We start from the raw sequence: 15,873 nt of genomic DNA, 5'->3' as shown, positions 1-15,873 counted from the left end.
CAACCCAGGTACAGGAACCCGTGGGCAACATCACCGTGAAGGAGAACAGGCAATGCAAAACAGTAATTTCAAGATCGGCGAGGTCGTTGACCAGACTGGGTTGTCGATTCCCACCTTGCGTTATTATGACAACGTCGGCCTGATTACCCCATCGGGGCGTAGCCCTGGTGGGTTCAGGCTTTATAGTGAGGCTGATGTACGTCGTGTTTTGCTGGTGCGACGGATGAAACCGCTGGGGTTTACTCTGGATCAGATGCGAGAATTCCTGGAAGCTGCGGAGATTCTTCATAGTTCAGATGGCGGGCAGGACAGTGATCCCGCACAGCAGGCACGGAGTAATGCCAAGGCCACCCTTGCCGACATTCGTGAGGAGACGCGCACCCGCTACGAAAAGCTACGCAAGCAAATTGCCTACGCTGAGGAATTCCTCGATCTGGTCAACACCCTGGCACCCTAAAGTGCCCCCATCCTTCGCAGGGAGAAAGAGACCATCCGATTGAATGCGCTCTGTCGAGTCGCGTTCCAGATGAAGTGGACGAACGCCCGCGGCCTCTCCGGAGTGGATGGCGATAGTGCAGAGGACTTCTGAAATCCGTGCAGACGACTCCTCAAAACGACACAGTCATCCAAGGTCACATAATCGAAAATTGTCACTTAACCCGTTATTTTACCTACGCGGTGCTGTTGCAAAGTTGGGCCAGGGTCGAAAAGCCTACCCTCAAGACATTAGTTGTCCTTGCTCCGGGGTGCTTAAGCTGTCTCGAATATCCGGCTGACGATCACCGCGTCTGGGTTCGGGTGCCCGTAGGTAAACATCGTGCCCTGGCCCAACTTTGCAACAGCGCCGTCTAAAAGTATGTTCAGATCTCCTTGTTTAAGGATTGAAAACTGTAGTGTCTTGCTGTGGAGGCAGCAAGGTGGCGTATTGAGATGCCAAGTAAGTCCCGTCTTCCCACTTGGCTTTCAGCATCCTGGCGATACACATGACAGTGACATGGTGATCGCCTGCTCGGTGCAGAGATACCGCTTCTGATTGCGCACTGGCTCCGCTGACCCAAGTGTCCTCCACTAGCAGCACGTGCCGACCGGCGACTGCAGCAGGATCTATCACTGAAAAACGATCTGGGCTTATTGTGTGGGACGCGCCGGTGTTATCACCTGAAGATTCTAAAGCCGCTGGTGTGAGACGATTTCGGATATATGACCGAGAGCAGAATTGAGGGCACTAGCAAGTGCCCCACGGTCGCGTCCGGGACTGCGGTTGGTAGAGGGGACGTGAGTTATCACTTCTACCGGACTGACTGCTTGAGCAAGAGTTGGAAGATTATCTCGTAACGTGGTGTACCCTAACCGACTTAACTCAGTGTCCTAAATTGTTCATGACACGTGCAGTTTTATCAATCATGACCGCAACTTCGTGTTGCTCGTAAACATTTTGCATATTCCGGCCAAGGCTGACGTCTATCCACCCATTTGTGGCATGTTCTGACTTTGTCTCCGTTGCAGCTATGGCATCAATGATATTGCTTTGGTCTTTCCAACGGGCATCATTCAAAATGTAGACCACGGCCTTGTCCCAGGCCTGCTCAAAGCTTGGCTCCCTACCGTAGAAGAACGTTGTCTTTAAAGTCGGCGAATATACGCGAAATTCAAACATGTACCTTATTGTAAAAGTGGGGTGTACCCCAAAAGCCTCATGTCTCGATTATGCCTCACAAACCCCTACCGAGCACCACCCTGCGACAACTTAGGGCGAGACGCTTTAGTGAGACGGGGAGGAGGCCAATTGCCCCATGAAACGGTCTCACATTCCAGTTCCTGCCGGGTGTCTCATAAAACTTTAGGTTTTCAGGACGCTCCGCGACCGCTAGTGGGCCATATAAGCGAGTCGGGTGTGGTCATCGACAGCGGCATGGACGTGGTCGAACCCGATCGGGTCTTCCGGTCGCGGATCGGTCGTGGACTCGCCAACCGCCGCTGTCGGGGGTGCGGCTGAGTTTCTTCACATCGATATGGATGAGCTTGCCTGGCCACCAGCAACGCTCTCGCATGCGTGGTCAAGCGGGCGTTACCGTTGGGCATAGAGGCCTCCTGGCAGTGAAGAACTAGACAGCTCCACTAAGCCAGGAGGCCTAGCTATTTCACAAGACCGAAAGTGCCACCAACGTCACGGTCGAGTACAACTAGTGGGTGTCACTGTGGCTTTCCGAAGTCCACCACACTGACGTTCCCGTCATTGCGGGGGCGGTACAGAGGGCTCCTGACGGATTGCCCGAAGTCCTCTGCACGAATTGACTTCCGGCCTGATGCCGCTGTACCAACCTGTCCTGATAGGCGCGCGCCTCGTTTGCCAGAAGATGGGCAAGGTTCCCTCTCCCCATTGCTTTTTGGGAGTCCTCGGCCAGCTACGGGATCGTGCCTGGCCGGTCCTCGGTCGAGTTGTTGTCCGGAGTTGGTGTGCAGCAGTCGGGTTCCCCGCTTTGCCCGGGACCCTCGCCTGTGGGCGGCGTTCCCTGTCTGATGCGCAGTCTCCTGCGCCGGTTGAGGGCGGCCAATGCCGATGCGAGCACCACGGCTGCGGCGAGGGCTGCGATCAGGGTGCTGTTGTCGCTGATCCAGGCGCTGGCGGCGGCCGACCATACGGCGAGGCTGTTGGCCTGTGCGGTTCCGCCGGTGGCGGCGGGATACCAATACCAGCTGAGGTAGGCGCCGGTTATGGTGAGGATGAAGGCGGCGATGCGGTTGCTGTGCTTGGCCAGGCCGGTGATTCTTCGCCCGAGGGCGGCCCCGGCGATGGCCGTGCCTGCCGAAACGAGTATCAGGACAGTGGCCGAGCCTGCGGCGTAGGCGGCGAAGACCGCGAGCAGCCCGGCGTAGCTGGCGACGGCCTGGGCTTGGGCGATCACGGCCAGGAGCACCCCGAGGGTGCAGCCGAGGGATGCTGCGGCGTATCCGATCCCGAAGGCCACCATGCGCCCGGTTTTGTGACCTGCCCCTGCGGCTTCTTGTGTGCGGGGTTTCGTGGCCCAGGCCGGCAGACGGAGCCGTGGTGTGAGTCCGGTGAGCATGGCCAGGCCCAGCAGGAGAAGGATCACCCCGGTGGCCATTCCCAGCCAGGGCGCTGCGCTGATCAGGGTCCTGGCGCCCGCGCTGACGATCAGCCCGAAGGCTGCCAGGGTCCCGGCGAAGCCGAGGCTGAGCGCGAGCCCGGCCCGGAGCCCGTGGGCCAGACGCAGCGCGAGCGGGCGCGTCCGGGCGTCCCCGATGGTCTGGGCTATCCAGGCGGGCAGGAGGGCGAAACCGCAGGGATTGACCGGGGCAATCATTCCAGCGGCGAAGGCCAGGGCAAGCAGGGCTGTCATTGGGCACCGGCCTTGGTGAGTTCTTCTTGGATCTTTTCCGCAGACGGGTCGGTGGCCCGGAAGGTAACGTCGCCCTTCGCGTCGACCACCACCAGGGTGCTTATGGAGGTGACCTTGTACCGGGTGGTCAGTGTGGCCTCGGTGTCGATGACGGCAGGGAGCTCAAGGGCCTTGATGTAATCGCGGAATCCGTTGATGGTCTCCTTCGGTTCTCGGGGGTCCACGTCCACCAGGAGGTAGTCGGCCGAGCTTCCCAGGGCCGTGGAGGCCTTGTTCAGGGAATCGGCCCCTTCTGCACACTCACCGCATCCGGCAGAGAAGAAGAACAGTGCTGCGGGCTTACCGTCCGGGATGGTCCGGGTAGTGCCGTCAATGTCGGAGACCGTAACGGCAACGGCACCGGCCGCGTCGGGCGACGAACCGCCTGGCGCGGCCGACGGGCCGCTCGGTGAGCTGGCGCAGGCGGTTGTCAGTGCCATGACCGCTGCCAGAAACAGGGCGCAGGCGAGGTGCCTGGGCCGGGGAACGGACAGAGAACGGCGGGATCTCGGGTATGTCATGGTGTCTGGTGGTTCCTTCCAGGAATGGGGATGGGGACTCAGGCGGTGCCGTGGTCGGTGCGGTGGTGCTCGGGGACAACAGATAGGTGAGGGCCTGGTCGGTGGCGGTCAGGGCATTCCTTTGCTTCGGTAGTGGGGGCTGGAGCTCAGGCGCAGCAGGAGAGCTCGGAGACGTCGGTGGTGAAGGCCTTGACGGCGATCCTGATGCCCTCGGCCATCGTCAGGTAGGGGCTCCAGGCGGCGGCGACCTGCGCGGTGGTCATGCCCGCTTCGAGGATGTAGACGCCGGCGGCGGCGATTTCCCCGGCGTCCTTGGCCACCGCGGAGAGGCCCAGGATCCGTCCGGTGTCGCGGTCCGCGACAACCTTGATGAAGCCGCGGGTGTCGCGGTTGACCACGGCTCGCGGCACGTACTCCAGGGGGAGGACCCGGCACTCGCAGCTGATCCCGGCGGCGACAGCTTCCTTTTCCGTCATCCCGACCGCCCCGATGGCGGGACTGGTGAAGGTGACCCGGGGCAGGTGCCGGTAGTCGACCTCGGCCAGGGCATCGGTGAACGCATTGTCCACGGCCAAGGCACCGTGGGCCGCTGCGACGTAAACGAACTCCCGATGGCCGGTCGCGTCCCCGGCGGCCCAAACCCGCGGGTTGGACGTGGCCAGGCGGGAATCGACCACGATCTCGCCGGATGCGCCGGTCTTCACCCCGACGGCGTCAAGGTCCAGTCCCTCGGTCACCGGGCGGCGGCCCAGTGCCACGAGGATGCGGGAAGCGCGGAACACCTCCTCGCCCCCGGCCACGTTTGCCGTCACCGAGACCCCGTCCGGGCCGGAGGCCACGGAGTCGGCCATGGCCCGCCGGACCACCCGGATCCCCTCGTCGGCGAACACCCCCGCCAACGCCTTGGATGCCTCCGGTTCCTCCTGCGAGGCCAACCGGGAACGGACCAGCATGGTCACCCGGGAGCCCAGCCGGGAGAAAAGTTGTGCCATCTCCAGGGCAACATAGCCTCCGCCCAGGATCAGCATTGATTCGGGCACCTCGTCCAGTTCCATCGCCGTCGTCGAGGTCAGGTACCCGGCCTCGGCCAGTCCGGGAACGGGGGGCACGTAGGGTGCGGAGCCAGTGGCCACGAGGTAGTGCCCGGCCTCGATCGTTCTCACTGCACCATCCGGGGAGATCACCCGGAGCAGCGGTGCGTCCTGGGTTCCGGTGAACGACGCGTCCCCCGAGATCATCGTCCACCCGTAGTCCGCGGCCAGATCGACGTACTTCTCCGTGCGCATGCTTTCAACCAGCGCGGCCTTGCCCTGAATCAGGGCCGGCATGTCCACCGGGCCCGCCGAGGCCGCCACCCCAGGGAAGCGGGCCGAATCCAACGCCACGTGGCGGGCCTCCGCGGCAGCTAGGAGCGCCTTCGACGGGACGCAGCCCGTGTTCACGCATGTCCCGCCCACGGTGCCGCGCTCCACCATCACGACGCGCTTGCCCAGTCCGGTGGCCCGGATCGCGGCCGCAAACGCTCCGCCGCCGGAACCAATAATCGCCAGATCGAACTTTTCGTTTGTCATTCCAGATGTCTCTTCCCTGTGGTTCAAAAGTTCCTATGGAACCATTGTGAACCTTCCAGTACAATGGAAGGTCAAGTGTGGTGGCCATTGGAAGGGGAATCGGCGAACATGAGGATCGGACAGCTTGCGGAAGCAACCGGAACCACGACCAAGACCCTGCGGTTCTACGAGGAGTCGGGGCTGCTCCCTCCGGCCGAGCGATTGGCCTCCGGCTATCGGGACTACGCCGAGGATGCCGTGGGTCGGGTCGGGTTCATCCACCGGGGCCAGGCCGCCGGGCTGACCCTCGCCCAGATCCGCCAGATCCTCGACATCCGCGACGGCGGCCAGGCGCCCTGCGAGCACGTGCGCGACCTGCTTGACGTGCGCCTCGCTGAGATCGAGCAGCAGATCGCGCAGCTCTCCGTGCTGCGCGACACTATCGCGGACCTCAGACAGGACGCCGCACACCCGGACCCTGAAACGTGCAGCACCGATCAAGTGTGTAGGTACTTGTAATCCAATTGGGCACACCTCCTTAGCAACCACGCTATGCGAGAGTTGCAGCTCGACGAGAGCCAGGATGACAGGATTAACCGCCAGGAGCTATCTATAAATAGGGACTATTTCTTACCTGGAAGTAACATTTTGGCGGTTGAGGATAATACCTTTGGTGCATTTTGAGCCAAAAGCTTCTTGGCCTCTGGACTGACAGTTGCCACCACAGCACTCGCAACCAAAACTGAGCCTATAAGGTGCTGTTGCAAAGTTCGGGCGACAGGAAGACCTGCGTGAAATAATCAGAGCCATGGGCATCTTCTCCGGTCGTCATTTCCCCGTGACATCATCCTGTGGGCGGTGCGGTGGTACTGCCGCTACGGCGTGAGCTACCGCGATCTGGAAGAAATGATGACTTCAGCGGGGCGTACCGGTCGATCACAGCACCATCTACCACTGGGTCCAGAAATATGCTCCTGAGCTGGACAAGCAGACCCGGTGGTACCGACAAGTCCCGGATTGGCAGGCCCGGTCCTGGCGGGTGGACGAGACCTATATCCGGGTCGGGGGAAAGTGGTGCTACCTCTATCGGGCGATCACCGACGGTGGTCAGACCCTGGACTTTTACCTGTCCCCAAAGCGTAACGTCGCCGCAGCGAAGCGTTTCCTGGCCAAGACCCTGAGGTCGAACACGATAACCGGGTTCCCGCGGGTGATCAACACCGATAAAGCACCCTCCCTGGCCAGGGCAATCGCCGAGTTGAAGTCAGAGGGAATCTGCCCGCAGACCGTGGAACACCGGCAGGTGAAATACCTCAATAACGTCATTGAAGGAGATCATGGGCGGCTGAAACGGATCCTCGGACCGAAGGGGGCGTTCAAAAACCGGACCTCGGCGTACCGGACGTTGAAAGGGATGGAAGCGATGCATTCATTACGGAAAGGCCAGGGCACGATGTTTGCTTATGGGCACCCCAATCCGGATGCGGTGATCGTCAGCCGGGTGTTCGAGGCTGCCTGAGAACGCCGGCACGCAGCGGCCATCAGGAAATGAGAAACTGGGTCGTCACGGCTCTCCGCCTGAAGTTTGCAACAGCACCCAATGCTGTGATGGCGGGACTCTTAGAGTCAAAGTTTGAGAATATCCAGGCCTATACGGAAGTTTTCCAGGACGGCATGCTCGACCTGATTGACGCGGGCAAGATGACCGTTGCCTCGGCCACCTCCTTCGCCCTGTCGCCCGAGTACGCAGAAAAGATGAACGCCGAGGCGGAGCGCTACCGCAAGCACATCATCTTGCGGCCGCAGCAAGTCTCCAACCACCCGGAGGTTATCCGCCGCCTCGGCTTTATTGCCTCCAACGGCATGATCGAGGCCGATATCTACGGCAATATTAACTCCACCAACATGGGTGGCTCTCGTATTATGAACGGAACGGGCGGCTCGGGAGACTTCACACGCAACGGTTATATCACCACGTTCGTCTCGCCTTCCGTGGCGAAAGACGGCAAGATTTCTGCCATTGTTCCCTTTGTCTCCCACACCGACCACACCGAGCACGATGCCATGGTGATTATCACGGAGTACGGCGTGGCTGACCTGCGTGGGCTAGCCCCGCGTGAACGTGTGGAGAAGGTCATCGCGGTGGCGCATCCCGAGTACCGTCCATTGCTGGAGCAGTACTACGAGCGGGCGAAGAAGAATAAGTTCATCCACACCCCGCACGATCTGAAGACCGCTTTTGATTTCCAGATTAACTTCGCAGAAAAGGGCGATATGCGCGCCTAGTTTTCTAAGCTAGGTGGGCAGGGGAGAGTACTTCGATCCCCACCGGCCCGGGGGCATGCGTGACTATGATGACGGTGCGCTCGGGCAGCGCACCCGGCAAAGGTTGGGTGCACAGCACATTAAGTAGGCGGGCGGAATCACTCGCAGCTATGTGCTCGGTGGGCTCGTCGAGCAGCAACACATCGGCCTTCGTGCACAGCGCGCGGGCCAGCAACAGTCGGCGGCGTTGTCCGCTGGAAAGTGAATCGGCGCCGTCGGAAAGCTGCGTGTCGAGGTCGAGCTCAAATCCCACGGCGGCAAGGGTAGTGCTCATTAAAGTCTCGGAGGCCTCAGGCGCAGCCACGCGAATGTTTTCGCGCACGCTGGTGGCAAATATCCAGGCATCCTCCGCCGATAGTATGCAAGAGGCAGGCCGCGTTACCTCGCCGGAGATGGCTTCGCGCACACCGGCGATAGTCTCGAGCAGCATAGTCTTTCCGGACCCGGACTTTCCGCGCACTACCACGCGTTGGCCAGGTAAGGCTTCGAAATTCCATACTGTATCCCCGAATTCGGTCCGCAGGTTGCGGGCGCGCACGAAGCGCGTGTCCGTGAATCGAGGCTGCGGCCTCGGCGGCGCCTTGAGAACGGCCGAAAGCGAGTGAATAGACCCCGAGGCCTCCTGCCAGGACTGTGCCGCCTGCGGTAGCGCCGCATGTGCCTCGAAAGAGGACAGTGCCAACAACACGAGCGTGCCCATCCACATCGGGTTTCCGGTGTAGAAGGCAAGGGCACAGATCAATACGCCTACTGCTGCACAGCCGATGGCGCCGGAACTTAGTGCATCTGCTACGGCGAGGGGCCGATCCGCGGCTACCCGGGCCGAGGTCTCGCGCCGCGAGGCTCGTGCGGCGAGATTCCTGAGCAGTTCTCCGCGCCCCGCGGCGGCGAACTCCACCCGGTTGTGCAGGGTGTTATCTAGATTCTCCGTGAAGGCATTTCGGGTAGATGTGGCTTGGGACTTTCTACTAGCTTGTGCCACTAATGCTGGGACGGCGATGCCGGTTAGGGCGAAGGCTCCAGCCATAACCAGCGCGGCCGGGACCGACATTAAGAAGGCACAGATTAAGGACACGACGCTCAAGACCGCAGCTACCCCGCAGGGCACCAGCGTGCGCACGATGAGATCGGTGATCTTGTCCGCATCGTCGACTAGGCGTACGTGGGCCCGCCCGCGGGGACCGAGATCCACCTGGGAATCGATGAGCCCATTAAAGATGGCACTGCGCAATCGTGTGGTCGTGCGCAGCGCCAAACGGTGCGCATAAAGCCGGTCTGCGTAACGAAAGACTGCGCGTGAGATTCCCAACGCACGCACGCTGGTCACGGCGACGGAAAGCTCCAGTACCGGAGGAGCCTGCCAGGCTCGAGTAATCAGCCAACCCGAAGTCATTGCCAGAGCCAGGGCCGCCAGCAGGGCCAAGGAACTAACGCCAATGGCCACTGCCAAAGACGCGGGACTAAACCCGCAGGTGGAGAAGATAAACCGCAATTGAGTTAAGGTCGCCTCCCGCTCAGCTACGAGCGGGGTTGAGGCCTCGTTGGAGGAAGAAAAGCCTGTGGATTCAGCCTTAGAGGCGTGACTATTTCGGCTCATTTTCGGCTCCTTCCAAGCGGTAGACGCGGTCCGCAACCTCGAGTACACGAGGATCGTGGCTGGCGAGGACGACGGTGGCACCGGCATCGGCTCGGGAGCGCAGGGCGGCAAGGACGCCGTCGACAAGCGCGGGCGAAAGGTGTGCGGTGGGCTCATCGAGGAGATAACAGCGGGCAGGGCAGGCTAGGGCGCGAACGATGCCGAGCCGCTCGCGCTGGCCAGCTGATAGCCCGCTGCCGGACGATGAAATTTGGCGGCTTGCCGGCACCCCCACCGGGATCTCTGCGCTCGCGTGGGCCAGCTGGGGTGCCGGCGCCGCCCAGAGCTCGAGATTGTTCTCCACGGTGCCAGTAATTAGGGCTGGGGTGGCGGGCAAGTAAGAGACCTGGTCGGGTATCTCGACGTACCCACCAACCGCGGAATCAGGCAGTTGCCCAAGCAAGGCGAGCAGCACACTGGATTTGCCACTACCGTTTGGCCCCGCCAGCACCACCACCTGGCCTGGCTCGGCTTGCAGACTTAAGTCCTTGGGCCGCGTTCCCTCGCGCCCGTCGATGCTGAGGTTGTGTACGCTTACCTTGCCGGATTTAGACAGGTGGCGGTAGCTGCCGGCAACCTGCACCGGTTGCGCTATTAGGTCCAGAGCCGCCTTGGCAGATTCCATGCCATCCGCGGCAGCGTGGAAGCTAGTGCCGATGGTGCGCACTGGGTTAAAGACCTCGGGCACGATGATGAGCACCACCAGCGCAGGAAGCAGCTCGATATCGCCAGCCACTAGGCGCAGCCCGATGCTTACTGCCACTAGTGCCACAGATAGCGTGGCGATAAACTCCAGTGCGAAAGAAGATAAGAAAGCCAGCCGCAGCACTCCAAGGGTCGCCGCTGTGTGCCGTTTGCCTAATAGGGACACATACTGCTTCGGAGTTTCCGCAGCGCGAAGCGCCCTCAATGTCGGCGCACCACCCACGAGATCTGCAAGCTGCTGGCCTAGGCCCGCGGTTACCTCCAGGCGACGACGAGTGTGCTGGGCGGTGAGGGTTCCGATGAGAATCATAAACGCAGGGATGAGTGGCAAGGTGACCAGCGCAAAAATACCGGAAACCCAGTCGAAGTAGGCCACCGTAGCCAGCGCAGCCGGGGTGGAGATGCATGCGGCAATGAGCGCCGGAAGGAATTGGGAAAGATAGGGCCGAAAGTCCTCCATACCGCGGCCAAGGATGTGGCGCCAACGGCCTGATTCTTCTTCCACCACACGGGGATCGCGGTGGGATAACGCAGTCACGGTAGCCTCGCGCAGCTTGTCGACGCTCGCGCCTACCGCACGTGATTGTTCGCGCTGGGCCAGTCCGGCTACCGCCGCATGGACGACCACCACGGCGAATAACGCTATGAGCATCCACCAGATCGATGGCTCCTTGAGCCACGTGCCGGCGGGCCAAGCCCCCGGTTCAAGTGCCGTTCGAGTGATGACGGTGGCCGCGACGGAGCCGATGAGTATTCCGCGCGCTAGCACTAGCACGGTTGATAACGCCTGAAAGATGCCGGTACGCACGATGAGGCTTCGCACGGGCGGAACAAGGCGTAGGAGCGCAGGATCAACGGGAGCGGCCATAGTACCTCCTGCCTCGCTTAGTGTTCGACGGTGACGCGCTTGCGGAATTGCCAGTAGGACCAACCTTGGCCGATGATGACACACGGTGCCAGCAACAGCGATGCCCAGCTCATGATTTTCAGGGTATAGGGGTTCGCGGATGCGTTGTAGATATCTAGACTCGCGATGTCATTGCTGGCTGGAAGCAGGTAGGGAAATAGGGAACCAAATAGGAAGACTCCGACGCCTACCACCGCGGCTGCAGTTCCGTAGAAGGCTAGGGCATCGCGGTTATTCCACACAGCGACCAGGGCCACGACCAAAGCCGCGAGCACGCCAACAAGTGCCAACCAGGTCCAGCCTTTGCCCGTGGCTAGTTGCATCCACAGTAGGTAGGCTGCGCCCACTGCAGCAGCGAGGGGAGCAATGCCGCCATGGGCGAGTTGATGCACGCGCCGGCGCAGCGGGTCAGCGCACTTGAGACCGAGGAAAAACAGACCGTGCGCGAAGAATAAGAGTACGAAGGCTAGGCCACCGAGCAGGCCGCGGGGATTGAGCAGACCGATAAAGCCCTCGGTGGCGGCTGAAACATGACCGAAGGAGGTGAAGTTGACCCCGATGACCATATTTGTCATCGCCACACCCCACAGGAAGGCCGGAACGATGGAGCCAAGGACGATCCCAGCGTCACAGCGACGCCGCCAGCTTAGGCTGTCTACCTTATGCCGCCACTCGATGGAGACTCCGCGCACAATGAGGGCGAGCAGAATGAGCAGGAGGGGAAGATAGAACCCAGAAAAGAGAGTGGCATACCAATCGGGGAAGGCAGCGAAGATGCTGCCGCCGGCCACGATCAGCCACACCTCGTTTCCATCCCAGAGGGGACCTATTGATTCGACGGCCGCGGAACGGCGGGCATCGGCCTCCTTGGCGCTTTTGCCTCCCAGCAATGGCAAGGACATGCCCACGCCGAAGTCGAAGCCCTCTAGGACGAAGTAAATGGTGAAGAAGGCGGCGATGGCTAGAAACCAAATGGTAACGAGATCCATTACTTCTCCTCCGGGTTCTGCTTGTTATGGGAATCGGTTCCAGTGTCAGTTTCGGTTCCAGGCCCGCCCTCCTGAGGCGGTGAGAAACTCAGCGGAGCCAGCTCAGTGTCTTCGCCCGGACCGTAGAGCGCCGCGGCGATATCTTTCTCCTCACCTTCGCGCAGGCCCGGCTGATTCAACCCCATCCGGGCATACTTTTGCATCAGCCAGAACCACACCACGGCCAGGGCCCCATATAGGGCGGTAAATGCCAATAGGCTCGTCCAGACCACCCATTCCGCGTGATCGGAGACACCGAAGTCCACGATGAGATGAATCTGTTCCTCGCCTCCGGGGAACTCGCCCTCCTGGAATGCCGGGTTGGGGGCGACGATCCACGGTTGGCGGCCCATTTCGGTAAAGATCCAACCGGCAAAGTTCGATAGCCAGGGCGCGGGCAGTGCGAGCAGTGCGCCGATCCCCATCCACCGGGCAGTGGGGACGCGTTCTTTGCGGGTGGTCCACAGGGCGACTATCGCCAGAATGCAAGGCACGGCGAGGAAGCCGATCATCAAACGGAAGGACCAGTATGTGACAAAGAGGTTGGGCATGTAATTGCCGGGGCCATAGAGTACTTCATAGTATTGCTGCAGCTCAGTAACCCCGCGCAGCTCGACGCCACTGAATTTTCCCTCGGCCAAGAAGGAGAGCACGTAGGGTACGTCGATGAGGTGTTGAGCAGTCTCGCAATTGTTCAGGCGTGAGAAAGCCAGGATTGAAAAGTTAGGATCGGTTTCGGTGTGACATAAAGCCTCCGCCGAGGCCATCTTCATAGGCTGCTGGATAAACATCAGCTTGCCTAGCGCGTCGCCGGTGATGGCCACAGCTGCTGTGCCCAATAAAATGATCCAGGAACCGAAGCGGGTAAGGCTGCGCCAGATGCCGGCCGCGTGACCATGTTCGTCTCCAGCGCGCGCGGTGCGAATCATCCACCATCCGGAGACACCGGCCACGAGCGTGCCGGCGAGGATCCAGCCGCCAGCCATTGCGTGCGGGAAGGCCTGCAGTGCGGTGGGATTGCTCAGCAGCGCCCACAGATCAACCAGCGTGGCGCGCCCGCGCTCAGCGTCGAACTCCGCGCCCACGGGGTGCTGCATGAAGGAGTTAGCCACGATAATGAAGTAAGCAGAAACATTCACCGCCACCGCGACAGTCCAAATGGAGGCCAGATGTGCCCAGGCAGGAACGCGATCCCAGCCGAAGATCCACACTCCTAAGAAGATGGACTCAAAGAAGAAGGCCGCCAAGCCCTCGAAAGCCAGGGGAGCACCGAAGACGTCTCCGACGAAGCGCGAGTACTCCGACCAGTTCATACCGAACTGGAACTCCTGTACGATGCCGGTAACCACACCCATGGCAAAATTGACCAAGAATAGATTTCCAAAAAACTTCGTGGCTCGGAACCATTCCGGGTTGCCAGTGCGGTGCCAGATGGTCTGCATGATGGCGACCATCGGTGCTAGCCCCATGGTCAGCGGCACAAAAATATAGTGATAAACGGTGGTGATGCCGAACTGCCATCGAGAAATATCAACAAGATCTAATTCCATATGGACACTTCCTTCGAGTCCTATTCGGCGTGGACGCCATGCTTATCGATGTCGACTGCGGCGGCGACCGCCGTCCACGGCTGGGGAAGGAAAACCTGTGGCCTTCCCTGTGCGCGGTCACTTATTGAAGTAGTCGACGAGGAGACCGCGAGGGTTCCGTACTATGAACAAAAACACGAACCTCGCTCACTGTAGAGCTTTATGCACTTAGCTCGATAGGTGCTGTTGCAACAGCACCAGAAAAGTTAAAACGTAGGACCACTCCAACAGGAACAATCGACCTATCACCCAAACCAGATTTAAAGTGCCTAAGACAAAGAGAGAAAAAGCTTCTCCATCTTTTCAGCATCGATTCCGTCCGGGCCTTCCTCGCTATAGCACCGTTTAAGCCCCGCCGCGATAACGGAATACCCTGCACGGTCGATTGCTTTGGCAGCAGCGGCGAGCTGGGTGATTGCTGCCTCGCATTCCTCCCCAGATTCGAGCATGCGGATAACCGCGTCAATTTGCCCGCGTGCTCGTTTCAATCTGGTAATCGACGGCTTCACCTCTTGCGGATCGAGGTTCATTAATCCTCCTGTCCATTAGTCCACGTAAGGTAACCACCGTCTAGATTAGCAACGTCGTAGCCTAGGTTTGTGAGCAACCGTGCCGCATTATGCCCGCGGAGTCCCACCTGGCAATGCACAATAACGTCGTCATGATCAGCAATCTCCTCGTGCCGAACACGCAACTCATCCAAAGGAATATTTACCGCCCCTGGAATCGCGCCGGAAGCAAACTCTTCTGGACTGCGAACATCAACAAGCAATGCGCCAGACGCTAGGCGCTCATCGAGCTCGTGCCACTGAACGGTTTTCTCCCCACGGGCAATATTGTCATTAATAAATCCAGCAAAATTGATTGGATCCTTAGCCGAGCCGAACTGTGGTGCGTAGGCCAATTCCAAATCTGCCAAATCGGTCGCGCTCAAGCCAGCTCGCATGGCAGTGGCGATAACGTCGATACGCTTATCCACTCCCTCTTCACCTACAATCTGTGCGCCCAAAATGGCATCACTCTCAGCATCCACAATCATTTTCATATGTAGTTGGGCTGCACCCGGATAATACCCGGCATGGCTCGATGGGTGGAGGTGAATAACGCGCACGTCCTTCCCTTCGGCTCGGACACGGCGCTCGTTCCACCCCGTTGATGCTGCAGCTAGGCCAAATAGTCCCACGATTGCAGTTCCAAGTACCGGCAGGGAACTAGTGGTGCGGCCGGTAATAATATCTGCCACTAGGCGTCCATGGCGATTAGCAGTCTGCGCTAAGGGCACCAAAGTGTTGTCGCCGGAATGAATATCTTTCTTAGTTGCAGCATCTCCTAAAGCAAATATGTGCGGGTCACTTGTGCGCTGTTGTGCATCGACGATGATCCCGCCACGGTCAGAGACTTCCAACCCCGCTGCTTGAGCGAGTTCACTGGCTGGGCGCACACCAATTGCTGCAATGACTAAATCTGCCTCAAGGGTCTGCCCATTCTGCAGGGTCACACCGGTCTCAGAAATTTCCGTAGCCTGGGCGTTAGTCCGGATATCCACGCCATTGTCTCGCATATGCTTAGCAACGATCGCTGCCATTTCTACGTCCAGTGGCCCCATAATCTGTGAGCCAGCCTCTACGAGCGTGACGGCCAAGCCTTGGTGACGTAGGTTTTCCGCCATTTCAAGGCCGATGAATCCTCCACCGATGATGACGGCTTTTTCCTTGCCCGGTACCGCAGTGGCAATACGGTCTACGTCCTCTACCGTCCGTAGAGTATACGCAGTCTCGATTCCTGCAATGGGCGGTAAGAACGGCGTTGCCCCTGGTGAGAGCACGAGATCGTCATACCTAATGACCTCACCAGACTCCGTGGTTACCGTCTGCTCATCTGGGTCAATGCTTGACGCGCGAGTATTAACGCGGACATCTAGATTGAACCTTTCTTTAAGCGCTTCTGGCGTCTGGAGCAACAGTGAAGAACGATCTGGGATTACTCCGCCGACATGATACGGCAGACCACAATTGGCAAAAGATACGTGCCCGGAGGCCTCCAGAACGATAATGGTGCGATTTTCATCGTTACGACGCAGGCGCGTAGCGGTGGACATACCGCCAGCTACGCCACCGATAATAACTGTAGTGGGATTATTCGACATATCTGAACCTTTCAAGAGGATTGAGACAAGAAGGACACTCTTCCGAAAAATCCGTAACGCTAGCC

12 protein-coding genes and 4 pseudogenes are annotated in these 15,873 nt (G+C 59.8%); 4 read left to right on the top strand and 12 right to left on the bottom strand.

Going from position 1 to position 15,873, the window contains the following annotated elements; all coding sequences use genetic code 11:
* Positions 1-52 precede the first annotated feature (52 nt).
* A complete protein-coding gene (locus NX84_RS10020; protein ID WP_005531126.1) occupies positions 53-457 on the top strand; it encodes a MerR family transcriptional regulator in 405 nt (134 codons plus the stop codon).
* A 293-nt stretch (positions 458-750) separates the two neighbouring features.
* Here NX84_RS10020 and NX84_RS13010 read toward each other — a convergent pair.
* The 6 genes and pseudogenes from NX84_RS13010 to merA form a co-directional block, all read right to left on the bottom strand.
* Positions 751-828 (bottom strand): annotated as a pseudogene (locus NX84_RS13010) (IS6 family transposase); the annotation flags it as partial.
* A gap of 532 nt (positions 829-1,360) precedes the next feature.
* Positions 1,361-1,657 (bottom strand): hypothetical protein, encoded by a 297-nt coding sequence (locus NX84_RS10015; RefSeq protein WP_005531125.1) that lies wholly within the window; start codon positions 1,655-1,657, stop codon positions 1,361-1,363.
* 222 nt (positions 1,658-1,879) lie between these two features.
* Positions 1,880-2,030, bottom strand: a pseudogene (locus NX84_RS12820) (IS481 family transposase); the annotation flags it as partial.
* Between the two features lie 375 nt (positions 2,031-2,405).
* Positions 2,406-3,362, bottom strand: coding sequence for a cytochrome c biogenesis CcdA family protein (locus NX84_RS10010; RefSeq protein ID WP_039676326.1), 957 nt, complete (start codon positions 3,360-3,362; stop codon positions 2,406-2,408).
* The gene (locus NX84_RS10005) at positions 3,359-3,922 is read right to left on the bottom strand and encodes a TlpA family protein disulfide reductase (protein ID WP_039676325.1); all 564 of its coding nucleotides are present in this window, start codon (positions 3,920-3,922) and stop codon (positions 3,359-3,361) included. The genes NX84_RS10010 and NX84_RS10005 overlap by 4 nt, the downstream gene beginning before the upstream one ends.
* Positions 3,923-4,068: 146 nt before the next feature.
* Positions 4,069-5,493: a mercury(II) reductase gene (gene merA / locus NX84_RS10000; protein WP_039676324.1), complete on the bottom strand. Its 1,425-nt coding sequence runs from the start codon at positions 5,491-5,493 to the stop codon at positions 4,069-4,071.
* 108 nt (positions 5,494-5,601) lie between these two features.
* Between merA and NX84_RS09995 the strand changes: the two genes are divergently transcribed.
* From NX84_RS09995 to NX84_RS09985, 3 genes and pseudogenes are all read left to right on the top strand, one after another.
* The gene (locus tag NX84_RS09995; RefSeq protein WP_004601215.1) at positions 5,602-5,991 is read left to right on the top strand and encodes a heavy metal-responsive transcriptional regulator; all 390 of its coding nucleotides are present in this window, start codon (positions 5,602-5,604) and stop codon (positions 5,989-5,991) included.
* A 289-nt stretch (positions 5,992-6,280) separates the two neighbouring features.
* Positions 6,281-6,991 (top strand): annotated as a pseudogene (locus NX84_RS09990) (IS6 family transposase).
* A 77-nt stretch (positions 6,992-7,068) separates the two neighbouring features.
* Positions 7,069-7,758, top strand: a pseudogene (locus NX84_RS09985) (acetyl-CoA hydrolase/transferase C-terminal domain-containing protein); the annotation flags it as partial.
* Between the two features lie 4 nt (positions 7,759-7,762).
* Here the strand turns inward: NX84_RS09985 and cydC are convergent.
* The 6 genes from cydC to NX84_RS09955 form a co-directional block, all read right to left on the bottom strand.
* Entirely contained in the window at positions 7,763-9,394 is a 1,632-nt protein-coding gene (cydC, locus tag NX84_RS09980) for a thiol reductant ABC exporter subunit CydC (RefSeq protein WP_082013957.1), read from the bottom strand.
* Complete coding sequence (locus tag NX84_RS09975) at positions 9,381-11,006, bottom strand: ABC transporter ATP-binding protein/permease (protein ID WP_039676322.1); 1,626 nt, start codon at positions 11,004-11,006, stop codon at positions 9,381-9,383. Before NX84_RS09975 ends, cydC begins: the two co-directional genes overlap by 14 nt.
* Positions 11,007-11,023: 17 nt before the next feature.
* Complete coding sequence (cydB, locus tag NX84_RS09970) at positions 11,024-12,034, bottom strand: cytochrome d ubiquinol oxidase subunit II (RefSeq protein WP_039676321.1); 1,011 nt, start codon at positions 12,032-12,034, stop codon at positions 11,024-11,026.
* Complete coding sequence (locus NX84_RS09965; RefSeq protein WP_082013956.1) at positions 12,034-13,623, bottom strand: cytochrome ubiquinol oxidase subunit I; 1,590 nt, start codon at positions 13,621-13,623, stop codon at positions 12,034-12,036. The genes cydB and NX84_RS09965 overlap by 1 nt, the downstream gene beginning before the upstream one ends.
* A 308-nt stretch (positions 13,624-13,931) precedes the next feature.
* A complete protein-coding gene (locus NX84_RS09960) occupies positions 13,932-14,192 on the bottom strand; it encodes a metal-sensitive transcriptional regulator (protein ID WP_005330019.1) in 261 nt (86 codons plus the stop codon).
* On the bottom strand, positions 14,192-15,808 hold the full coding sequence (locus NX84_RS09955) for an FAD-dependent oxidoreductase (protein WP_039676320.1): 1,617 nt from the start codon (positions 15,806-15,808) through the stop codon (positions 14,192-14,194). The genes NX84_RS09960 and NX84_RS09955 overlap by 1 nt, the downstream gene beginning before the upstream one ends.
* Positions 15,809-15,873: the final 65 nt, after the last annotated feature.

The organism is Corynebacterium minutissimum (genome assembly GCF_000805675.1).
Taxonomy (GTDB): Bacteria; Actinomycetota; Actinomycetes; order Mycobacteriales; family Mycobacteriaceae; genus Corynebacterium; species Corynebacterium minutissimum.
This window is presented reverse-complemented; position numbering and strand designations above follow the sequence as displayed.